20 protein-coding genes are annotated in these 22,176 nt (G+C 69.5%); 11 read left to right on the top strand and 9 right to left on the bottom strand.

What is annotated here, in order from left to right; translation table 11 throughout:
* Positions 1-10 precede the first annotated feature (10 nt).
* The gene (locus BST17_RS05880; protein ID WP_083056134.1) at positions 11-988 is read left to right on the top strand and encodes a phosphotriesterase family protein; all 978 of its coding nucleotides are present in this window, start codon (positions 11-13) and stop codon (positions 986-988) included.
* Here BST17_RS05880 and BST17_RS05875 read toward each other — a convergent pair.
* A complete protein-coding gene (locus BST17_RS05875) occupies positions 982-2,160 on the bottom strand; it encodes an acyltransferase family protein (protein ID WP_083056132.1) in 1,179 nt (392 codons plus the stop codon). The genes BST17_RS05880 and BST17_RS05875 overlap by 7 nt on opposite strands.
* Before the next feature lie 103 nt (positions 2,161-2,263).
* Between BST17_RS05875 and BST17_RS05870 the strand changes: the two genes are divergently transcribed.
* Together BST17_RS05870 and BST17_RS05865 are read left to right on the top strand one after the other, a co-directional pair.
* On the top strand, positions 2,264-3,475 hold the full coding sequence (locus BST17_RS05870; RefSeq protein WP_083056130.1) for a cell envelope lipid trafficking protein PgfA: 1,212 nt from the start codon (positions 2,264-2,266) through the stop codon (positions 3,473-3,475).
* Between the two features lie 35 nt (positions 3,476-3,510).
* The gene (locus BST17_RS05865) at positions 3,511-5,079 is read left to right on the top strand and encodes an MmpA family trehalose lipid delivery protein (protein WP_207573582.1); all 1,569 of its coding nucleotides are present in this window, start codon (positions 3,511-3,513) and stop codon (positions 5,077-5,079) included.
* Here BST17_RS05865 and BST17_RS05860 read toward each other — a convergent pair.
* On the bottom strand, positions 5,063-6,235 hold the full coding sequence (locus BST17_RS05860) for a glycosyltransferase family 4 protein (protein ID WP_083056128.1): 1,173 nt from the start codon (positions 6,233-6,235) through the stop codon (positions 5,063-5,065). The genes BST17_RS05865 and BST17_RS05860 overlap by 17 nt on opposite strands.
* A gap of 145 nt (positions 6,236-6,380) precedes the next feature.
* Between BST17_RS05860 and BST17_RS05855 the strand changes: the two genes are divergently transcribed.
* The 3 genes from BST17_RS05855 (at position 6,381) to BST17_RS05845 (ending at position 9,034) form a co-directional block, all read left to right on the top strand.
* Positions 6,381-7,145 carry a class I SAM-dependent methyltransferase gene (locus tag BST17_RS05855; RefSeq protein ID WP_083056126.1) on the top strand — a complete coding sequence of 255 codons (765 nt, stop codon included), beginning with the start codon at positions 6,381-6,383 and terminating at the stop codon, positions 7,143-7,145.
* A gap of 47 nt (positions 7,146-7,192) precedes the next feature.
* On the top strand, positions 7,193-8,662 hold the full coding sequence (locus BST17_RS05850) for an aldehyde dehydrogenase (protein ID WP_083056124.1): 1,470 nt from the start codon (positions 7,193-7,195) through the stop codon (positions 8,660-8,662).
* 186 nt (positions 8,663-8,848) lie between these two features.
* Positions 8,849-9,034 carry a hypothetical protein gene (locus BST17_RS05845; protein WP_083056122.1) on the top strand — a complete coding sequence of 62 codons (186 nt, stop codon included), beginning with the start codon at positions 8,849-8,851 and terminating at the stop codon, positions 9,032-9,034.
* Between the two features lie 71 nt (positions 9,035-9,105).
* Here the strand turns inward: BST17_RS05845 and BST17_RS05840 are convergent, their stop codons facing one another.
* From BST17_RS05840 to BST17_RS05815, 6 genes are all read right to left on the bottom strand, one after another.
* Positions 9,106-9,771, bottom strand: coding sequence for a response regulator transcription factor (locus BST17_RS05840; RefSeq protein WP_083056120.1), 666 nt, complete (start codon positions 9,769-9,771; stop codon positions 9,106-9,108).
* A complete protein-coding gene (locus BST17_RS05835) occupies positions 9,756-11,240 on the bottom strand; it encodes a sensor histidine kinase (protein ID WP_083056555.1) in 1,485 nt (494 codons plus the stop codon). The genes BST17_RS05840 and BST17_RS05835 overlap by 16 nt, the downstream gene beginning before the upstream one ends.
* 35 nt (positions 11,241-11,275) lie before the next feature.
* Entirely contained in the window at positions 11,276-11,590 is a 315-nt protein-coding gene (locus tag BST17_RS05830; protein ID WP_083056118.1) for a hypothetical protein, read from the bottom strand.
* A gap of 83 nt (positions 11,591-11,673) precedes the next feature.
* Complete coding sequence (locus BST17_RS05825) at positions 11,674-13,506, bottom strand: acyl-CoA dehydrogenase (protein WP_083056116.1); 1,833 nt, start codon at positions 13,504-13,506, stop codon at positions 11,674-11,676.
* 257 nt (positions 13,507-13,763) lie between these two features.
* Positions 13,764-14,309: a dihydrofolate reductase family protein gene (locus tag BST17_RS05820; protein ID WP_083056114.1), complete on the bottom strand. Its 546-nt coding sequence runs from the start codon at positions 14,307-14,309 to the stop codon at positions 13,764-13,766.
* A 1-nt stretch (position 14,310) separates the two neighbouring features.
* Positions 14,311-15,213: a helix-turn-helix domain-containing protein gene (locus BST17_RS05815; protein WP_083056112.1), complete on the bottom strand. Its 903-nt coding sequence runs from the start codon at positions 15,211-15,213 to the stop codon at positions 14,311-14,313.
* 71 nt (positions 15,214-15,284) lie between these two features.
* On the opposite strand from BST17_RS05815, the gene BST17_RS05810 reads away from it, so the two are divergent.
* Positions 15,285-16,439, top strand: coding sequence for an acyl-CoA dehydrogenase family protein (locus BST17_RS05810; protein WP_083056553.1), 1,155 nt, complete (start codon positions 15,285-15,287; stop codon positions 16,437-16,439).
* On the top strand, positions 16,439-17,416 hold the full coding sequence (locus BST17_RS05805) for an acyl-CoA dehydrogenase family protein (protein ID WP_083056110.1): 978 nt from the start codon (positions 16,439-16,441) through the stop codon (positions 17,414-17,416). The genes BST17_RS05810 and BST17_RS05805 overlap by 1 nt, the downstream gene beginning before the upstream one ends.
* Here BST17_RS05805 and BST17_RS05800 read toward each other — a convergent pair.
* Positions 17,403-18,236, bottom strand: a complete 834-nt coding sequence (locus BST17_RS05800; protein ID WP_083056551.1) for an arylamine N-acetyltransferase family protein — start codon at positions 18,234-18,236, stop codon at positions 17,403-17,405. The two genes, BST17_RS05805 and BST17_RS05800, sit on opposite strands and share 14 nt — an antisense overlap.
* An 82-nt stretch (positions 18,237-18,318) precedes the next feature.
* Here BST17_RS05800 and BST17_RS05795 point away from each other — a divergent pair, with 82 nt between their 5' ends.
* The 3 genes from BST17_RS05795 to BST17_RS05785 are packed head-to-tail and all read left to right on the top strand — an operon-like array spanning position 18,319 to position 21,998.
* On the top strand, positions 18,319-19,128 hold the full coding sequence (locus BST17_RS05795) for a 1-acyl-sn-glycerol-3-phosphate acyltransferase (protein WP_083056108.1): 810 nt from the start codon (positions 18,319-18,321) through the stop codon (positions 19,126-19,128).
* Entirely contained in the window at positions 19,128-20,786 is a 1,659-nt protein-coding gene (fadD12, locus tag BST17_RS05790) for an acyl-CoA ligase FadD12 (protein WP_083056106.1), read from the top strand. Before BST17_RS05795 ends, fadD12 begins: the two co-directional genes overlap by 1 nt.
* 9 nt (positions 20,787-20,795) lie before the next feature.
* Positions 20,796-21,998, top strand: coding sequence for an alpha/beta hydrolase (locus BST17_RS05785; RefSeq protein ID WP_083056104.1), 1,203 nt, complete (start codon positions 20,796-20,798; stop codon positions 21,996-21,998).
* The last annotated feature ends 178 nt before the right edge of the window (positions 21,999-22,176 follow it).

The raw sequence follows: 22,176 nt of genomic DNA, 5'->3' as shown, positions 1-22,176 counted from the left end.
CATCGGCGAGGTGTCCAAGCTGAGTACCGCGCGCGGGGCCATCGAAACCTCCGACCTCGGCGTGACGCTCATGCACGAGCACGTGTTCATGATGACGACCGAGATCGCCCAGAACTACCCCGAGGCCTGGGGCGACGAGGAGCGCCGGGTCACCGACGCGATCGACCGGCTCAACGAACTCAAATCCCGCGGTGTCGACACCGTCGTCGACCTCACCGTGATCGGCCTGGGCCGCTACATCCCCCGCATCCAGCGCGTCGCGGCGGCCACCGACCTCAACATCATCGTCGCGACCGGGCTGTACACCTACAACGACGTCCCGTTCCGGTTCCACTTCCAGGGCCCGGGCACCCTGCTCGACGGCCCCGAGATCATGACCGAGATGTTCGTCCGCGACATCCGTGAGGGCATCGCCGACACCGGGGTGCGCGCGGCGATCCTCAAGTGCGCCACCGACGAACCGGGGGTCACACCCGGGGTGGAGCGGGTGCTGCGTGCGGTCGCCGCCGCGCACCGCGAGACCGGTGTACCGATCTCCACCCACACCCATGCCGGCCTGCGACGCGGCCTGGAGCAACAGCGCATCTTCGCCGAGGAGGGGGTGGACCTGAGCCGGGTGGTCATCGGCCACTCCGGGGACAGCACCGATCTGGACTACCTGGAGGAACTCATCGCGCAGGGTTCCTATCTGGGCATGGACCGCTTCGGTATCGATTCGATCCTGCCGTTCGAGCAGCGCGTCGACACCGTCGCGCAGATGTGCGAGCGCGGCCACGCCGAGAAGATGGTGCTCTCCCACGACGCGTCCTGCTATTTCGACGCGCTACCCGAGGATGTGGTGCCGGTGGTGATGCCGAACTGGCACTACCTGCATATCCACAACGACGTGATCCCGGCACTGAAGCAGCGCGGGGTCACCGATGAGCAGCTGCACACCATGCTGGTGGACAACCCGCGCCGGATCTTCTCCCACGGCGGGGGTTACTGAGCGTCGGTCACCGCACTGTCACGCGGGGCGGCCCGGTGGTGGCGCGCCTCCCAGCGGCGCAGCGCCTCCCGGCACGGGGACTCGACCAGCGCGTAACTGACCGCGGCGATGGCGAAGCCGAAGATCAGCGTCAGCACCAGCACCACCGGCATGTGCCCGTTGAACGGGAAGTAGCCCATGATCGGGAACACCATCGCCAGGGCCGCCAGGTGCCAGATGAACAGTCCATAGGACCAGCGGCCCAGGGTGACCATCAGCGGACTGCCCAGCAGCCGGTGCTCGGTGTCGGGGGCATCGAGCACCAGCGGCGCGAGCAGCGCCCCGGCCACGACGGCGCCCATCGTGATCTTGACGACGAACTGCCCGACGCTGCCCGGTGTCAGGCCCTCCGGCCCGGCCAGCGGTGAGGCGGCCACCACGAAGGCGACCGCCGCGAGAACGGCCATCGGCACCGGCCGGCGGGCCAGCCGGTGTACCCGGCCGACCGGGCTCACCGACAGCTCGGCCAGCACGATGCCCGCGGCGAACCAGGAGAAGAAGGCCGGCGGCCAGTTCAGCGGGTTGACCCCGTACGGCGGATCGAAGGGCAGCAGGCCCCAGGCCAAACTGGCGGCGGCGACGGCCAGGATCACCGGGATGCGGGCGCGCACGGGCAGCCGGCGGGCCAGCAGCGCCAGCAGCGGCAGCGCCAGGTAGAAGCTCACCTCCACCGCCAGGCTCCACATCTGGGTGAGCCCGGAGGTGAGCGTCAGCGGCACATAGATCTGGGTGAGCGTCAGATTGGCCAGCCACACCGTCAGGTTGGCTCCCGCGTCCGGCATGAGCGTCAGGATGACGATCACGGCCACCAGATAGCCGGGCATGATGCGCACCAACCGGGAGCGCAGATAGTGCCCGGTCGGCGGGCGGGAACGCAGGCCGCGGGCCGCGGCGGCGTGGCCGCGCCACAGTAGGAACCCCGACAGCGCGAAGAACACCGCCACCGCGAGGTCGAAGCGGCCGAGCAGCCGGCCGGTGACCCCGCCGCTGTGCCCGGTCTGGAACGCGACGTGGGTGATCACGACGCCGATGGCCGCGCACGCCCGCATGCCCTCGACGGCGGGCAGGAAGCTGCGGGCGCCACCGGAGGTCGCGGCACCGCCGTGACCGGGCGCGTCTGGCTGCGCAGTCATGCCGCCAGTGTGCAGGCAGCGGGTCCGGTCGTCATAACCGTCGTCATAAGGGTTGCCTTTACGGTGTGCTGTTAGGGTCGTGCGTGACCGAAGGGAGCTTGGGTTGAACCGAGCAGTGGCCCTGCGCATTGCCGCATGTGGACTTCTTGGGCTGGGTGCTGCCCTTCTCATCGCAGCATTGCTGCTGTCCACCTACACCCACGGCAAGATCGCCAAGATCCCGCTGACGCTGGACGCCGATCTGATGAGCGAGGGGACGGCCACGGCGCTGGACCCGGCGTCGCTGTCCTCGCCGGAACGTTTCGTCGTCAACGAGGACGTGCCGGTCGCGCTGCAGCAGCAACTCACCGTCGAGGCACCGGCCAACGCCGACGTGGTGACCCTGCAGGTCGGTAGTTCGCTGCGGCGTACCGATCAGCAGCAGGACCAGGGTCTGCTGCTGGCGATGGTCGACACCGTCACGCTGGACCGGACCACGGGCGAGGCGGTGTCCAGCGACACCAACCCCGGCGGGGCCGTGCAGAAGCCGCGCACCATCGAGGACGACACCCCGCCGACGAACATCGCGCTGCCGCACGAGGGGCTGTCCTACCGCTTCCCGTTCGGCACCGAGAAGAAGACCTACCCGTACTTCGATCCGATCGCGCAGAAGGCGTTCGACGCCAACTACGACGGCGAAGAGGATGTCAACGGACTGACCACCTACCGGTTCACCCAGAACATCGGCTACGACGCCGACGGCGAGCTGGCCGACCCGGTGAAGTACGCCTCGCTCTACGACAACGACGAGGACTCCGAGGTGACCGCCCGCGCCTCGCTGTGGGGCGTGGAGGCCGAGAACCCCGAAGATCCGATCACCATGACCCGCTACTACGCGGCGAAGCGCACCTTCTGGGTCGATCCGGTCACCGGCACCATCGTGCGGGCCGAGGATCACGGATTCCACTACTACTCCCGCGACGCGCTCAAGCCGGAGGTCACCTTCGCCGAGTTCGACGTCACCTCCACCGAGAAGACGGTCGAGGCGCAGGTCGCCGCCGCGCGGGACGAGGCCGACCACCTGGCGCTGTGGACCCGGATCCTGCCGATCACCTTCACCGCGCTGGGGCTGGTGATGCTGGTGGGTGGTGCGCTGTTGGGATCGTTCGCATTGCGCGCCGAGTCCACCCTGATAGACCCGGGTCTCGACGGATCCGACCGCGGGTTCTTCGGACGCCGCGACGACGAGTCCGGTCCGATGCCGGCCGCCGAGGCGCAGACCGAGAAGATCCCGACCCGACGGCCCACCGACCTGCCGCCGGATCGACCGGTCTGACGCTGGCCGCTGCACCGGCCCGCCGGACGGGCTGGATCGCGCCGGCCTATGCGCTGGCGTTGTCCCTGTTGGTCCCCGGACCGCTGCTGGGTCCGGGGTACCTGTTGCTGCGCGATGCCGTCTCGACCCCACGGTCGTATCTCTCCGATGCCGCGCTCGGGCTGACCGAGGCCGCGCCACGGGCCCTGCCACAGGATTTCGCGATCGCGATGGCATCGCAGGTGCTCGACGGGGGCGTCGTAGTCAAGCTGCTCCTGGTGGCCGGTCTCACCCTGGCCGGGTGGGGCGCGGCCCGGCTGGTCGCCGACGTCCTGCCCGATACGGGGCTCGCCGGCCAGCTGGTGGCGGCGACGCTGGCGATCTGGAATCCCTATGTCGCCGAACGGCTTCTGCAGGGGCACTGGAGTCTGCTGGTGGGCTACGGCTGTCTACCGTGGGTGGCCGCCACGGCACTGCGGGCCCGGCACTGGGCGCTGGTGTTCTGGATCGCGCTGGCCGGGCTCACCCCGACCGGGGTGCTGCTGGCCGCTGTCGTCGGGCTGGTGTGCTGTCGCACGTGGCGCGGCGCCGCAATGGCCTCCGCGGCCACGGTCGCCACCGCGCTGCCCTGGTTGGTGGCCACGGTGGTCTCGGCGTCGTTGACATCGACCGCCGGGGCGGGCGTGGACGCGTTCGCCGCCCGCGCCGAACCGGGCCTGGGCACGCTGGGCAGCCTGGCCGGGCTCGGCGGAATCTGGAACGCCCAGGCGGTGCCCGATTCCCGCACAACACTTTTCGCCCTTGTCGCCACCGGGGTTCTCCTCGCCGTGGTGGCGGTGGGGCTGCCCACCGCAATCCGCGTACCGCAGGCGCGCAGACTGCTGGTGCTGGCCGCGGTGGCGGTGCTGGTGCCCGCGGTGCTGGCCACCGGCCCCGGGCAGGCGGCGCTGGAATGGGTGTCGGCACGGCTGCCCGGGCTGGGGGTGCTGCGCGACGGGCAGAAGTGGGTGGCACTGGCATTGCCCGGCTACGTGCTGGCCGCGGCGGGGGTGGCGCGGTTCGGGCGGTCGGCGGCCGTGGTGTGCGGTGCCGCGTTGATCGCGGTGCTACCCGACCTGGCGTGGGGAGTCGGCGGGCAACTGCGCGCGGTGCAGTATCCGCCGGCCTGGCCCGCGGTGGCCGCGCTGATCGAGGCCGATCCACGGCCGGTGGCGGTGCTACCGCCGGACAGTATGCGGGGGTTCGCCTGGGCCGGTCCGGCACCGGTGTTGGATCCGTTGCCGCGCTGGGTGTCTGCCGACGTGCTGGTCAGCGGTGACCTGCTGATCGGCGGGCAGACGATCCCGGGTGAAGGGGCCCGCGGGCGGGCGGTCACGCAGCTGCTGCTGGACGGGGCGTCGGCCGATGAGCTCGCCGCGGCGGGCGTCGGCTGGGTGGTGGTCGAGGGCGCCGGGGAGCCGCTGGATCTCCCTGTCGCCTACCGGGACCCGGATCTGACGCTCTACGACGTCGGTGGGTCCGCACCGGGTGCGGATCATCGCCGACTGTTGATCGGGGCGCACGTGGTGTGGCTGGGCACGCTGATCGGCGCCGGGGCGACGGCCGCGGTCAGACGACGCCGCTGACGCGGCGCCCACCGGCGACCTCGTCGAGCACGGCGCGCATGGCCTCGGCGCTGAGCGCCCAGGAGAACTCGCCGGACCGGATCCGCGCCTTGGCTCCGAGTTCGGCCCGCAACACCGGGTCGGCGAGCAGCCGGCGCAGCCCGTCCACCAGGTCTTCGGGCCCGTCGACCAACAGTCCGGTGACGCCGTCGACGATCGAGTCGGTGAGCCCGCCGGAGCCGCGGTAGCCGATGGTGGGCACGCCGTGCTGGGCGGCCTCGATGACGGCCAGCCCCCAACCCTCCTTGCGCGAAGGCATCAGATGCACCCAGCACCGTTGCACCACAGCGTGTTTGGCCGCGTCGTCGATGTGACCGTGGAAGGTGACGTGGTCGGTGATGCCCAGCGCGGCAGCATGATCGACGAGCCGCTGCCGCCACCAGCCGCCGCCGACGATGTCCAGGTGCAGGCCGGGCACCTCGGAACGCAGCGCGGCGACCGCATCCAGCGCATCCTCGATCTGCTTGTGCGGCACCAACCGGGACAGCACCGCGACGCGCGGGGTGGCCGACCGCGGGGCGGTCAGCGTCGCCTCCGGCGCCTCGTCCAGACCGTTGCGCACCACCGCGATCCGGTCCGGTGTGACGCCGAGTTCGGTCAGTTCGCGGGCCGAGGGCAGCGAGACCGTGACGTACTGGTTGCGACGGTGCAGGCGCGGCGACAGGCGTGATTCGACGAACCAGCCGAACCGGCCGGTGCGTCGTCCGGCGACCGGCCACTGCTCACGGTGGCAGTGGTGCACCAGCAGGACCGACCGGCTGCCGTAGGCGAGCCGGGCCAGGAACGGGATGCCGTTCTGGGTGTCGATGACCACATCGGGCCGGCTACGACGCAGCGGACCGAGCCCCACCCTGGCGGCCACCATCGACAGCCCGGCCCACACGTACACCGAGTACGGTCCGCCACCGCGGCTGACGGTGACACCGTCGACGATGTCGCGGCGCGGCGCCCCCGGATAGCGCGCGGTGCGCAGCGTGACCTGGATGCCGGCCGCGGCGAGTTGGCTGCCGATGCGCTGCAGGTAGGCCTCGCTGCCGCCGCCCTGCGGGTGGCCCGTATCGCGCCAGCACAGCAGCAGGACGCGCTGCACGGGAGCGTCGGCGGGGCCAGCAGTCATAACCCGGCCAGCCTAGCCTGCGGGGCGGTCCGCGGATCCGGCGGGAAATCCGGTGAGCGCGGTCACGACGTCGGCCGCCGCGGTGGGACTGCGGTAGCAGTTGGGGGCGCCGGTCGGCCGCGGCCGACCCGCATAGGCTGGCCCGGTGCGGCCCACCCGTGACTTCGCCCGCCGCGCCGGCCTGCGACGGTCGGTCGCCCTGCTGGCCTCCTTCCGGTTCGAGCAGTCCGACCCGGCCCGGTTCTACGGGGCGCTGGCCACCGATACCGTCGACATGATCACCGATCTGTGGACCGGACTGCACGCCACCACCGCGGCCGGCCGGACGGTGCTCGACGTCGGCGGCGGCCCGGGCTATTTCGCCTCGGCGTTCACCGGGGCGGGGATGTCCTATATCGGTGTCGAACCGGATCCGCGCGAGATGCACGCGGGGCCGGCCGGGACACCGGACGGGGCGGGGACCTTCGTGCGGGCGTCGGGCACCGCGCTGCCGTTCGCCGATGACAGCGTCGACATCTGCCTGTCCTCCAATGTCGCCGAGCACGTCGCGCACCCATGGCGGCTCGGCAACGAGATGCTGCGCGTCACCCGGCCGGGCGGGCTGGCGGTGTTGTCCTACACCGTGTGGCTGGGTCCGTTCGGCGGCCACGAGATGGGCCTGACCCATTACCTCGGTGGAGCGCGCGCCGCCGACCGGTACGCCCGCAGGCACGGGCACCGGCCGAAGAACGACTACGGATCGTCGTTGTTCGCGGTATCGGCGGCCGACGGGTTGCGCTGGGCCAGGTCCACCGGCGCGCTCATCGACGCTTTTCCCCGCTACCACCCACGATGGGCGTGGTGGATGACCGGGGTGCCGGGGTTTCGGGAGTTCACCGTGAGCAATCTGGTGCTGGTGCTACAACCCTGAACTGCAACAGGTTCTCGTTTGGCCGGTTTCTCGGTAGTGTGACCTCCATGACACAGACGGCGTTCAAGACAACGTGGGACAAGCTGTTCATCGGCGGCCAGTGGGTGGAACCGTCCACCTCGGAGGTCATCGAGGTCTTCTCCCCCGCCACCGAGCAGAAGGTCGGCCAGGTTCCGCTGGCCGCCAAGGCGGATGTGGACGCCGCGTGCGCCGCAGCCCGCACGGCATTCGACGAGGGCCCGTGGCCGCGGATGTCGCCCACCGAGCGTGAGGCCGTGCTGGCCAAGGCCGTGGAGCTGATCGAGTCGCGCGCCGAGGAGTTCAAGCACCTGCTGAAGCTGGAGACGGGTCAGCCGCAGACCATCGTCGACATGATGCAGTACGGCGCCGCGATGTCGACGCTGCAGTTCTACGCCTCCGCCGCGGACAAGTTCGCCTGGCAGGACATCCGCGACGGCCTGTACGGCCAAACCCTGGTGCTCAAGGAGCCCGTCGGCGTCGTCGGCGCCGTCGTCGCGTGGAACGTGCCGTTCTTTTTGGCCGCCAACAAGCTGGGCCCGGCCCTGCTGGCCGGCTGCACCATCGTGCTCAAGCCGGCCGCCGAGACCCCGCTGACCACCAACCTGATGGCCGAGGTCTTCGCCGAGGCGGGTCTGCCCGAGGGTGTGCTCTCGGTGGTACCCGGCGGACCCGAGACCGGTCGCGCGCTGACCGACAACCCGGCGCTGGACAAGTTCACCTTCACCGGCTCGAGTGCGGTCGGTAAGGAGATCGGCAAGATCGCCGCCGAGAAGCTCAAGCCGTGCACGCTGGAGCTCGGCGGCAAGTCCGCAGCGATCATCCTCGAGGACGCCGACCTGGATTCCACGCTGCCGATGCTGATCTTCTCGGGCCTGATGAACTCCGGGCAGGCCTGTGTGGGCCAGACCCGCATCCTGGCGCCGCGGTCGCGCTACGACGAGGTCGTCGAGAAGGTCGCCGCCGCGGCCGCCGGTATGCAGGCCGGCCCGCCGGACGACCCGGCCGCCATGGTCGGCCCGCTGATCTCGGAGAAACAGCGCGAGCGCGTCGAGGGCTATATCAAGAAGGGGCTCGACGAGGGTGCCCGCATCGTCACCGGCGGCGGGCGGCCCGAGGGTCTGGACGCCGGCTGGTTCGTCCAGCCGACGGTGTTCGCCGACGTCGACAACTCGATGACCATCGCTCAGGAGGAAATTTTCGGACCGGTTCTCGTGGTGATCCCCTACGAGGACGAGGCCGACGCGGTGCGCATCGCCAACGACTCGGTCTACGGGCTCGCCGGGTCGGTGTACACCACCGACTTCCCGAAGGCCATCGAGATCGCCAAGCAGATCCGCACCGGCACCTACGGAATCAACATGTACGCCTTCGACGCGGGTGCCCCGTTCGGTGGGTACAAGAACTCCGGCGTCGGCCGCGAGTGCGGACCGGAGGGCATCTCGGGTTACTGCGAGTCCAAGAGCGTGCTGCTGCCGTTCGGGTACACCCCGGAGTAGTTTCCTCGCGAGCTGGGGGCACCTCCCGCTTGCGGGGGAACGCAGAACTGCCCCTTTTCCACAGAAAAGGGGCAGTTTTGTGTCTGCTCACCAGATGAGCGCCCGCTCATCCGGGGCTCCTCGTGCCCTCATGCTCGGCCGCGAATCTTGGGGTGTCAGAGAAATCGACCTCGCAAGGAGCACGAGATGCAGAGCTGGAAAGTCCTCACCATCGCCCTGGCCCTGATCGGTCTGGGGTTCCTGGGCGCCGGAACGGCGTTCGCCGGCGAACCCGCCACCCCGGCCACCGCCACCACGACCACCGTCCTGGCCGACGACGACTGGGACGACTGGCATGACGATGACGACTGGGATGACCGCTGGGACGACTAGAGTCCCCCCGAGAGCGACGAAGTGGCTGCCAATCCGGTTGCGGAAGCTGCCATTTCGTCGCTCTCGCCGCGTCAGGGCATGTTCTCCAGCCGGTACCCCATGCCGCGCAGCGTGACGAACCGCTCGGCGCCCAGCTTGCGCCGCAGATAGCGCACGTAGACGTCGACCACGTTCGAGTTGGGGTCGAAGTCATAACCCCAGACGTGACTGAGCAACTGCTCGCGCGAGAGCACCTGGCCCGGGTGGCGCAGGAAGGTCTCCGCGAGGGCGAACTCGCGCGCCGACAGGTCGACCGTCCGGCCGCCGACATCGGCGCGCCGGGTGCGCAGATCCAGTTGCAGTCCACCGTATTCGAGCACCGTCAGCTCGGCCGCGCGGTTGTTGCTCAGCCGCAGCCGCACCCGGGCCAGCAGTTCCTCGAACCGGAACGGTTTGGGCATGTAGTCATCGGCACCGCCTTCGAGTCCGGCCACGGTGTCCTGCACGCTGTCCCGGGCGGTCAGCACGATCACCGGCAGGGCGCTGCGCTGCGCGCGCAGCTTGCGCAGGACCGCGAAGCCGTCGAGTTCCGGCAGGCCGATGTCCAGGATCATCAGATCGAAGCCACCGGTGACGGCGTAGTCGTAGGCGGACAGTCCGTCGGCGACGACGGTGACGGCGAAACCGTTGGCGGCCAGTCCCTTTTCCACGAACGACGAGATGCGTGGTTCATCCTCGGCGATCAGGATGCGCGCCATGGAACTTCCCCTTCCGGTGATACGACGCGGGCGGGTACGACGATGGTGAACGTCGCGCCGTGCCCAGGTGTGCTGTCCAGCAACACCTCACCCCCGTGCGCGTGGGCGATGGCCCGTACGATGGCCAGGCCCAGACCCGCGCCGTCGGACCGTTTTCCGCCGGCGCTACCGCGGCCGAAGCGCTCGAAGATGCGGGCCCGGTCGGACTCGCTCACCCCGGGACCACTGTCGGCCACCCAGAACCGCAACCAGTCGCCGGACAACTGGGAGCCCACGCTGATCCGGTCACCGGGGCGGGTGTACCGACAAGCGTTGTCGGCCAACGCCACCGCCGCCTGGGTGACGCGCTGCGGATCGACCACGGCCACCACCTGCGCCGAGGTGTCGAGGGCGAATTCCCGCTGCCCGAGCCGGCTGATCTTGCCGAACACGTCGGCGGTCAACGCGCCGATGTCGACCGGGACGGGTTGCAGGAACGCGGGTTGCTCGGCGCGGGCCAGCAGCATCAAATCCGAGACCATGCGGTTCATCCGGTCCAGTTCGTCATCGACGAGGGCCACGGTGGACAGCACATCGTCACGGTCGCCGGGGTCCACCACCTCCAGATGCCCGCGCACGATGGTGATGGGGGTGCGCATCTCATGGCCGATATCGTCGATGAAGCGCCGCTGTGCCGACACCCCGGTCTCGACCCGGTCCAGCATGCCGTTGACGGTACCCACCAGTGCGTCCAGTTCGTCACCCGCGCCGGTGGACGGAATGCGCTGGGACAGATCGGTTTCGGTGATGCCACGGGTGGTGGCGACGATATCGCGCAACGGCGCCAAGATGCGGCCGGCCACCAGCCAGGCGGCACCGGCCGCGCCGAGCACGGTCAGCGCGCCGATCACCAGCATCAGCCGGGCCGCGGCGTCGGCTGTGGCCCGCTCGGCGTCCCCGAGATAGGCCGCGACGATGACACCGCGGCCGGGGCTGCCGTCCAGGCTCACCGGGATGGCCAGGTAGCGCACCTCGCCGGCCTCGGGATGCTCGTAGCGTCCCTCGGTGGGCACCGTCAGGTCGGCCACCAGCGCGGTGAAAGCGGCGTCGCCGGCCAGGATTTCCGGGGTGCCCGGTTCCTGCCGGCTCTGCGTGCGGTACTGCCCGTCGACGTAGCCGAGGAACTTCTCGTTGGGCCGGGCGATGTTGTAGGCGATGGCTTCCCGGATCACCTCGTCGACGGCCGCGAACGGTTCACCGGTGCGCGGGTTGATGCCGGGTGCGCTGAGTTCGGCGAACTCCTGCACCTCGAAGCGCAACGCCTCGTCCATCCGGGTGTTGATACCGGACACCAGCAGCCGCCAGGTCACGAAGGTGACGATGCCCAGGGCCGCGAGCACCAGCAGCAGCACCCAGCCGATGATGCGGGTCCTGGCGGTGGAGGGCAGCAGCCGTCGCCGGACCGTGCGGGCCGGCGGGTGCGATGCCATGGCGTCCATCCTTCCGGGCGGCCGATCCGATGCGTTCAGTCGTCCCAGCCCCCGTCGTCCCCGTCGTCGCCGTCACTGGTGACCGCCGGCGGCGGGGCGGGCACATCGACCGGCGGCGGTGGCGGCGGAACCTTGGCATCGGCGGTCACCCGCGGCGGGTCGGCCGGGCCGGGGGCTGCCGGGATGCCCGGTCCCGGCAGGTCACCTGGCCCGGGCACCTGCTGCGGGGCGTGCACGACGATCGGTGACGCCGGGATGTCGTCGGCGCTCGACGTCATGGACACGCCCACGGCGGTCGCGGCACCGGCGGCGGCCAGCACCGCGACCGGGATGAGGATCGTCGCCTTCATGATTCCAGCGTGGTGGGCAGCGGTGACCCGACGGTGAGACGCAGATGAGAACGCTCTCATCCGCGTCTGGTGCCCGGAAAAAGCTAGAAGGCGTCCTCGGGCAACTCCATGGTGTCCAGCTGCACCGATTCGATGACGGCCCGGTCCGCGCTCAGCCGCGGCAGGATGTGGCGGGCGAAGAACTCCGCCGCGCCGATCTTGCCCTGATAGAACGCCCGGTCCTTGTCCGACGCGCTGCTCAGTGCGCCGAGGGCGATCTCGGCGTGCTCCAGCAGCAGCCAACCGATCAGCAGATCGCCGATGGCCATCAGGAACGGCACCGAGCCGAGCCCGACGCGGTAGAGCTCGCGCGGCTCCTGCTGTGAGGCCACCAGATACCCGATCAGCGCGCCCACCATGCCCTGCGCATCGGCAACGGCCCGGCCCAGCGCCGCCCGGCCGTCGGCCAGTTCGGGTCGGGCGTCGGCGCGGTCCAGGAAGGCCTGCACCTGGCCGAGCAGATGGGTCAGCGCCGCACCCTGGTCCCTGGCGATCTTGCGGAAGAAGAAGTCCTGCGCCTGGATGGCGGTGGTGCCCTCGTAGAGCGAGTCGATCTTGGCGTCGCGGATGTACTGCTCGATCGGATAGTCCTGCAGATAACCCGATCCGCCGAAGGTCTGCAGCGAATCGGTCAGGTAGCGGTAGGCGGTCTCGGAACCGAAACCCTTGACGATCGGCAACAGCAGATCGTTGATCCGGGCCGCCATCTCGGGATCGGCGCCGGACACGATCTCGGCGACCACCGGGTCGTGATGAGCCGCGGTGTACAGATACAGCGCCCGCAGACCCTCGGCGTAGGCCTTCTGCGTCAACAGCGACCGCCGCACATCGGGATGGTGCAGGATCGTCACCCGCGGCGCGGTCTTATCGGTCATCTGGGTCAGATCGGCGCCCTGGATACGGGTCTTGGCGTACTCCAACGCATTCAGATAGCCCGTGGACAGCGTGGCGATCGCCTTGGTGCCCACCATCATTCGCGCATACTCGATGATCTTGAACATCTGCGCGATACCGCTGTGCTCGTCACCCACCAGCCAGCCGACCGCCGGGCGGCCGTGCTGGCCGAAGGTCAGTTCACAGGTGGCCGACGCCTTCAGGCCCATCTTGTGTTCCAGGCCCGTGACGTAGACGCCGTTGCGCTCGCCGATCTCGCCGGACTCGGGATCGAACAGGAACTTCGGCACGAAGAACAGTGACAGTCCCTTGGTGCCCGGGCCCGCTCCTTCGGGGCGTGCCAGCACCGCGTGCACGATGTTCTCGTAGACATCGCCGGTGTCGCCGTTGGTGATGAACCGCTTGACGCCGTCCAGATGCCAGGTGCCGTCGGGCTGCTGGGTCGCCTTGGTACGCCCGGCGCCGACGTCGGAGCCGGCGTCCGGTTCGGTCAGCACCATGGTGCCGCCCCAGTTGCGCTCCGCCATCAGCGTCGCCCAGTGCTTCTGCTGTTCGTTGCCCAGGCTGTAGACGATGTCGGACAGCACCGGTCCGGAGTGGCAGATGTAGGCGGCGGGCTGGGCGCCGAGGGCGAACTCGGCGATCGCCCAGGTCAGGGTGGCCGGCGCGGGCAGCCCGCCGACGGCCTCGTGCAGTCCGACCCGGAACCATTCGCCGTCCTGCCAGGCCCGCAGGGCGGCCTTGAACGGCTCCGGGTAACTCACGGTGTGCGTCTTCGGATCGAAAGTCGGTGGGTGGCGGTCGGTTTCGGCGAACGCCTCGGCCATCGGCCCCTCACAGAGCCGCGCAGCCTCGGCCAGCATCTCCCGTACCGACGCGCCGTCGAGGTCGCCGAACTCGCCCGTCGCCAACACCTTGTCCAGATTCAACGCCTCGAAGAGGTTGAACTCGACATCGCGAACATTGGAAAGGTAGTGCCCCATGCGGTGAGGATAAACCGCCGCACGCAGGAGATCTCATCGAACTGCCGCAACACGATGTAACCGCAATTCATCAGCTGTTCACCATCCACCTGGGGTTATGCCGGAATAACCGCTTCGTGCAGGGACGTTGTGTTCCCTAAACTCGGATACACAGAAAGGAGGCACACCGATGTTGTTGATCGAGCTCAACGTGGCAGGCCGACGATTCACCAGGGAGCTGGGCGTCCGGCGCCCGTCGGTGCGCCGCCTCAATCCGCTCAGCCGGTCACCGCGGACGGATCGGGCCGCCTGAGCCAGCGCGCGCAGACGAACTCGCCGTTGCGGTCGACCTCGGCGAGTTCCCATTCCGAGCGCACCGGCAGCAACCGCGCGCCGGTACCCAGGCTGCACGGCGCGTAGCTGACCACGAGTTCGTCGACCAGGCCGGCCGTCACGAACTGCGCGGCGGTCTGTCCGCCGCCGACGATCCAGACGTCCTTGTCTCCGGCCGCCTCGGCCAGCACCCGATGCAGATCAGTCACCGCACCGTCGAACGTCTGCACCGGATGGCCTGGTTCGATGATGCCGCCGCGGCTGGTCAGCACCCAGCTGGGTTGGCTGTAGATCCATTCGCCCGGTTGGTTTTTCACAATCCACTCGTAAGTGGTCGATCCCATCGCCAGTGCCCCGACCCCGTCGGCGAACGCGTCGTAGCCGAACGGCCCCCTGGGATCGAAATCGCGGGTCAGCAGCCAGTCCAGGCTGTCGGCCCCGTCGGCGACGAAACCGTCCAGGGTGGACGCGGTGAAGTACACGCATGCCATCTCAGATACCTCTCATCCATTCCAGTGGGTCACCGCGGTGCACGTGGGCGCCGAGGCCGGTCAGCATGGTGCGCACCAGTTCTCGCCGGTGCGCGGAGTAGGTCAGGACGTGGGCGATGATGCCGTAGAGCTGAAAGGACTCGGGCGGATCGCACAGTGCGTCGATGACGGTGTCGCCCAGCCTGCCCCGCTCCCCGTACTCGCGCACCATGGCCGTCCAGCGGGCCGCGATATCGTCGTGATCGGCGGCCAGCACCCGTGCGCTACGTTGCCCGGCCCGGATCGGCAGGTCGCGACCCTCGATGCTGGCCAGCCAGACCTCCTTGGTCCACACCAGCGCGTCCAGCACCGCCCCGACGCTCGGTTCCGGGCCGTCCCAGTCCAGGACCACCTGGCCCGGTGAAACATGCTGAGTCCATTGGTCTTCGGTCAGGCCGGCGGCGATACCGATGAGTTCGGCGGTGTCGGCGATGTCGTGGGCGATCATCAGCAGTGCGACGTCCGGCTGGGCGGTGTCATTGGGGGAATCCAGCCACAGCGACTGCGGTGGGTGGAAGTGCACGCCGTTGGGGGCGGGTAGCCGGAACCCGACGGCATCGGCCTGCGACGGCGGCACCCCGAATGCACGCCGGAAGGCCCGGGAGAACACCTCCGGGGAGGACCATCCCTCCTCCAGCGCCACGGCCGCCACCCCGGCACCGCGCTGCAGCCGCCAGGCGGCGCGCTCCAGCATGACGCGGCGGCGCAACGCGGCGGGCGGTTCGCCGGTGAGCCGGCTGACCTCACGGGAGAAGTGGAACTCCGAGGCGAAACTGCTGCGCGCCATGTCCGCGACGTCGGTGTTCTGCGCATCGACCACCGCGTCGAGCAGTTCGCGCAGCCGGTCGCGCCGAGGGGCATTCACGGTTTTCGAGTATCGCCGTCGGCGGCGTGGTCGACCATGACATTTCCTGCTGGTTCTACACTCGGCAAGCGGTGAGTGAATTCGATGCGCTGTGCGCCAACGACGGTGACCTGGCCGGGCTGCGGTCCCGGGTCCGGCAGTTCCTGGTGGCCGACCGCGATACCTACGGCTGGCAACCCGAGATCGACTCCTGGCTGACCAGTTGGGATGCCGGTTTCAGTGAGCGGCTGGCCGGGGCCGGTTTCGTCGGGCTGACGATCCCGACCGAGTACGGCGGGCACGGCATGGGCTTCTTGCACCGGTATGTGGTCACCGAGGAACTGCTCGGCGCCGGCGCCCCGGTGGCCGCGCACTGGTTCGCCGACCGGCAGGTGGCACCGTCGCTGCTGAGCTACGGCACCGAGGAGCAGCGCCGGCGGCTGCTGCCCGGCATCGCGGCGGGCACGTTGTACTCGGCGATCGGGATGAGCGAACACGGCGCCGGGTCCGACCTGGCCGCGACCGCCACCAAGGCCACCCGTGTCGACGGCGGCTGGACCATCAGCGGCACCAAGGTGTGGACCAGCGGCGGGCACCGCGCGCACTTCGCGATCGTGCTGGCCCGCACCAGCGCGCTGGATCCCGACCACCGGCACGCCGGGTTCAGCCAGTTCATCGTCGCCCTGAACGCGCCCGGGGTGAGCATCAGCCCGATCGTCACCCTCGACGGGCACCATCACTTCAACGAGGTCAACTTCGACGAGGTCCGCGTCGACGACGCCGATGTGCTCGGCGAGATCGGCGACGGCTGGCACCAGGTGACCGCCGAACTCGGTTTCGAACGCAGTGGACCGGAACGCATCCTGTCCACGGCCACCCTGATCATGGAGGTCATCCGGTCGCTGGGCACCCAGACCGTCGACGACCGCACCGCCGCCGAGGTCGGCGATCTGCTGGGCCGGGCGATGGCGTTACGCCAGTTGTCGGTGTCGGTGGCGCGCGCCCTGTCGGCCGGCGAGGACGCCGCGACGCGCGCGGCCCTGGTCAAGGATCTGGGCACCCGCTTCGAGCAACAGTCGGTGGAGCTCTGCGCCGAACTGGTCGACTATGTGGCCGACGACGCGGCGGCCGACCGACTGCGCGAGGTGCTGGCCACCGCCCGTCAGCATTCGCCGATGTTCACCCTGCGCGGCGGCACCAACGAGGTGCTGCGCGGGGTCATCGCCCGGGGACTGGGAGTCCGCTAGTGGATGAGCTCAAGCAACTGGTCGACGACATCGGCGCGAAGGCCGCCCAGGCCCGGTTCGGCGACCGTCGGCGCCCCGAGACCTTCGACGCCGACCTGTGGCGCGATCTGGCGGAGACCGGGCTGGCACGCCTGACCACCGAGCAGGACGCCGGCCCGGCCGAGGCGGCCGTGGTGTTGGCCGGGCTGGCCGGCCACGCCGCGGCGGTGCCGGTCGCCGAGACCGATCTGCTGGCGGGGTGGTTGGCCGGGCAGGCCGGACTCGACGTGCCCGCCGGTCCGCTGACGGTCGCGATCGGCGCCGACGGCATCGCCAGGGACGTACCGTGGCCCGCGGATGCGGCGATCCTGCTGGCCGCGCGTGACGAGGACGGCCTGCGGGTGGGGTGGGTCGAGGATCCGGACGTCAGCACCGGCCAGAACCTGGGCGGCGAGCCGCGCGGCACCCTGCGTTACGACACGGGCGGGTCGGTCCGACTCGATGCCGCGGTGCTCGACGAGCTGGTGCGCCGCGGCGCCTGGGCGCGCTGCGTACAGATCGTCGGAGCGCTGGACGCGGCGTTGGCGCTGACGGTGGCCCACACGTCCGAGCGGGTGCAGTTCGGGCGGGCGCTGAGCAAGTTCCAGGCCGTCCAGCATTCACTGGCCGCGATGGCCGGGGAGATCGAGCAGGCAAGGGCCGCAACCGAACTGGCTACCGCGGCGGTCGGCGAGTACGGTTTCGCCGATACCCGCGCCGACTATGCGGTGACGGTGGCGAAGGTGGCCGTGGGCCGCGCCACCACGCCGGTGACCACGATCGCCCACCAGCTGCACGGCGCCATCGGGGTGACCATCGAACATCCGCTGTGGTCGGTCACCATGCGGGCGCGCAGCTGGGCCGACGAGTTCGGGAGCACCGCGTCCTACGCCCGCCGGCTGGGCCGCTGGGCGCTGGCAGCCGAGGATCCCTGGGACGTGTTCATCACATCGCCGTGATGTCGAGAACGTGACTGATCCCGGCCTCCACGTCACCCAACCCGCTCAGATCGAGGCCGAACCGGTTCACCAACTCGCCGACGACCTCGGCGGCCCCGGCCAGTTCCATCCGTTCGGTACCGCCGTTGGCATGGACGGCCAACTGCCGGCCGCGAAGGTTCCATCGGGCCTCGTCGGTCACCAGGGCCGCCGACAGCCCGACGACGAAGATCGATTTCGGATGGGTCGACACGTACCAGCTGCCGACCTCCAGGTCGATGCGCGGCCGCGGCTCGGTGGTGAACACGTACAGCGCCTGCCACTGGTCGCGGACCAGCGCCTCCAACCGGAAGGTGTCCGGACCGGCGTCCACCAGCCGGTAGGGCTCGTGCCGGGTCTGCTGTACCGGTCCCGCCACCAGCCTGATCGGGGAGGACAGCGTCTGACCGCCGAATCCCACATCGCACAGGAACCGGCCGTCCTCGCCCGGCACCGTCACCGCGAGCACATTGTGGGTCTGTGCCGGTAGCGGCGCATCGGGCTCGTGCATCCAGACCACCCGGCCGGCCAGCCGATCGACCCCGAAACCCAGCGCCTCGAGCACGTAGCCGAACAGCCCGTTCTGCTCGTAGCAGTAGCCGCCGCGACGCCGGCGCACCAGCTTGTCGGCCAGCGCCTCGACGCCCAGGTCAGCCACCGGCGTCCCGAGCACCGGGTCGAGGTTCTCGAACGGGACGGATCGATTGTGCGCGGCGTGCAGAGCGTGCAGGGTATCGAGTGTCGGAATCGCATCCCCGAGATATCCGACCCGGGTGAAGTACGCAGACACGTCGATGGCCATGGCTTCCATCGTGCCTTTGACCACTGACACCGACGCATGCAAAACTAGAACACGTTCTAATTCGACCGCCGGAGGCATCGCCATGGGCTCGACCGATATCGAACCGACCGAGATCACCAAATTCGATCCGGGACTCACCGAGAAGGTGATGGGGCTGCTGCGACCGTTCCTCAAGGCCTACCACCGCTCCGAGGTCCGCGGCCTGGAGAACTTCCCCGAGGGCGGCGCGCTGGTGGTCTGCAACCACTCCGGCGGCATGTTCCCGATGGACGTGCCGATCTTCGCCGCCGACTTCTACGAGCGCTACGGCTACGGCCGCCCGGTCTACACGCTCAGCCACGCCATGCTGATGATCGGACCGACCGGCGACTTCTTCAAGAAGACCGGGTTCATCCTGGCCAGCCATGAGAACGCCGACGAGGCACTGCGCTCGGGCGGGGTGGTGGTGGTCTTCCCGGGTGGCGACTTCGACGTCTACCGCCCCACCCTGGAGGCCAACAAGATCGACTTCGACGGCCGGCAGGGCTACGTACGCGCCGCCATCAACGCCGGGGTACCGATCGTGCCGATGGTCGGCATCGGCGGTCAGGAAACGCAGTTCTACCTGTCCCGGGGCACCTGGCTGGCCAAACGCCTGGGGCCGATCGCGCGGCTGGCCCGGACCAAGATCGTTCCGCTCTCGTTCGGGTTTCCGTTCGGCCTGTCGGCCGTGGTTCCGCTGAACGTCCCGCTGCCCGCGAAGATCACCATGGCGGTTCTGCCGCCGGTGCGCATCGATGAGCAGTTCGGCGAGAACCCCGATGTCGACGAGGTGGACGCGCACGTGCGCCACGTCATGCAGAGCGCACTCGACGAGCTGGCCGCCGAACGACGGCTACCGGTGATCGGCTGATGGGCCTGCAGGACATCGCCGGCCGCGTCGCCCGGCCCGTCGTCGACCGGGTCACCGCAACCGCGGGCCTGGTGGACACCATGGTCCGGGCCGGGGTGATCGCGCCGCTGCGCCCCGACAAGTATCTGCGCATCGCCGCCGCCATGGCGCGCGAGAACATGGGAATCACATCGGGATTCGCGAGCGCGGCGCAGCGCTGCGGTGACCGGGTCGGCCTCATCGACGAGCTCGGCGCGCTGACCTGGCGCGAGATCGATCAGCGGGCCGATGCGCTGGCCGCCGGCCTGCAGGGGCTGCCCTCGGGTGAGCCCGCCGTGATCGGCATCATGGCGCGCAATCACCGCGGCTTCGTCGAGTCACTGATCGCGGCCAACCGGATCGGCGCCGATGTCCTGCTGCTCAACACCGCGTTCGCCGGTCCCGCGCTGGCCGAGGTGTGGCAGCGCGAATCCGCGGGCCGCCCGAGCGCGGTCATCTACGACGAGGAGTTCGGCTCCACCGTCGAACGGGCACTCCAGGATTCGCCGCAGACCACCCGGGTGGTCGCCTGGACCGACACCGCGACGGCCTTGTTCACCGTCGAGAAGCTGATCACCGAGTACGCCGGCCGCGAACCGCGGCGCGCCAAGGAGAAGTCGAAGGTCATCCTGCTGACCTCAGGCACCACCGGAACCCCGAAGGGCGCCAAGCATTCCGGCGGCGGACCCGAGGTCCTCAAGGCGATCCTGGACCGCACCCCGTGGCGCGCCGAGGAACCGGTGGTGGTCGTCGCCCCGATGTTCCACGCCTGGGGCTTCTCCCAGCTCGCCTTCGCCGCATCGATGGCGTGCACGATCATCACCCGCCGCAAGTTCGACCCCGAGGCCACCCTGGCGCTCGTCGACACCCACCGCGCCACCGGATTGTGCGTGGTGCCGGTGATGTTCGACCGCATCGTCGAGTTGCCCGACGAGATCCGCAACCGCTACAGCGGACGCACGCTGCGGTTCGCGGCGGCTTCGGGATCGCGGATGCGTCCGGATGTCGTGATCAGGTTCATGGATCAGTTCGGCGACGTCATCTACAACAACTACAACGCGACCGAGGCCGGCATGATCGCCACCGCCACCCCGGAGGATCTGCGCGCCGCCCCCGATACCGCCGGAAAACCGGCCGAGGGCACCGAAATTCGCATCCTGGACGCCGATCTGCGGCCGTTGCCCGCCGGCGAGGTGGGCACCATCTATGTCCGCAACTCGACCCAGTTCGACGGCTACACCAACGGCAACAACAAGGACTTCCACGACGGGTTCATGAACTCCGGTGACGTCGGCTATCTGGACCCGGCGGGCCGGCTGTTCGTGGTGGGCCGCGACGACGAGATGATCGTCTCGGGTGGCGAGAACGTGTACCCCATCGAGGTCGAGAAGACGTTGGTGGCACATCCCGACGTCGCCGAGGCCGCGGTCATCGGGGTGGACGACGAGCAGTTCGGCCAACGGCTCTCGGCATTCGTGGTGCTGCACAACCCGGTCACCGTCGACGCGCTCAAGACGCATGTGCGCGACAACCTGGCCAACTACAAGGTGCCGCGCGAGATCACGGTGCTCGACGAGCTGCCCCGCAACAGCACCGGAAAGATCGCCCGCCGGGATTTGCAAGACCGCGTGGGTGGGTAATCAGGCCGCATGCGTCTGCTGACACCGCGCCCCGTGCTGGGTGCGTTCGCCGAACTGGTCAACGCCACCAACGCCGTCCGCCCGCTCGGCCGCAAGGGCTACAGCACGCTGCCGACGTTCGCCTTCGGGTGGCCGACATCGGAGAACGCACCGTTGTTCCTGACCGGGTCGCTGCTCGATGTGCTGCGCCGCGCGCTGCTGGGCCACTACCGGACCCGTAACGGCCGCATGTCGCTGATACTCAAGGCGCTCACCTGGAGCCTGTTGCTGTTGTTGCAGCGCCGCGAGGACGAGTCGAAGAAGTACTTCGAGGATCCGCTGCGCGCGGCGCTGGGTGCCGACTACCTGGAGGCCAAGGAGCCCGAGCGCCGACCCCGCGGGGTGTTCGGCACCGGCTGGACCCGGCGCCGGTACGTGCACGAGACGGTGCGCTACGGGCCGCACGGTCCCAACCTGGCCGACATCTGGATGCGCCCGGACCTACCCCGTGACGGCAAAGCCCCGGTGCTGCTGCAGATTCCGGGCGGGGCCTGGATGATCGGGATGCGCCGGCCGCAGGCCTATCCGATGCTGTCCAGGCTGGCCGAGCGTGGCTGGATCTGTGTGTCGATCGGCTACCGGATCAGCCCGAAATACACCTGGCCCGACCACATCGTCGATGTCAAGAAGGCGATCGCGTGGGTGAAGGAGAACATCGCGGAGTTCGGCGGTGATCCGGCAGCGGTGTACATCACCGGCGGATCGGCCGGTGGGCACCTGACCGCCTTGGCGGCGCTGACCCCCAACGATCCCAAGTGGCAGCCCGGCTTCGAGGACGCCGACACCTCGGTGGCGGCCGCGGTGCCGATCTACGGCCGCTACGACTGGTTCACCGACGAGGGCTCCGGCCGCGGCGAATTCGTGAAGGTGCTGCAGAAGTTCATCGTCAAACTGCCGTTCGCGACCCACCGGCAGGTCTATCTGGACGCCTCACCGATCACCCTGGTGCATGCCGACGCCCCACCGTTTTTCGTGCTGCACGGTGAGGACGACTCGGTGATCCCGGTGCAGGAGGGCCGCGATTTCGTCGCCGCCCTCGCGGCGGTGTCCAAGGCGCCGGTGATCTACGCCGAGATCCCGCACGCGCAGCACGCTTTCGACTTCTTCGGATCCGCCCACGGACACAACACGGCCGCTGCGGTGGAACGCTTCCTGAACTGGGTGCGCGGCTGAGGTTGCCGCCCGCGCATCAGCACAGGGGCGTGTGCCTGCACAGCTCGGCCGGCGGCGGTGGCAGCTGAGGCTGCGGGAGCTGTGGCGGCGGTGGCAGGCGCGGTGGCGGCGGCAATCGGGGCGGCGGCGGGAGGCGCGGGCCGCGTGGCGCCGGAGCCTGGGGTGGGTCGTTCGATTC

Source organism: Mycolicibacterium bacteremicum (genome assembly GCF_002086115.1).
GTDB classification, from domain to species: Bacteria; Actinomycetota; Actinomycetes; order Mycobacteriales; family Mycobacteriaceae; genus Mycobacterium; species Mycobacterium bacteremicum.
The sequence above is the reverse complement of the archived record's forward strand: the minus strand, read 5'-3'. Positions and strand labels throughout refer to the sequence as shown.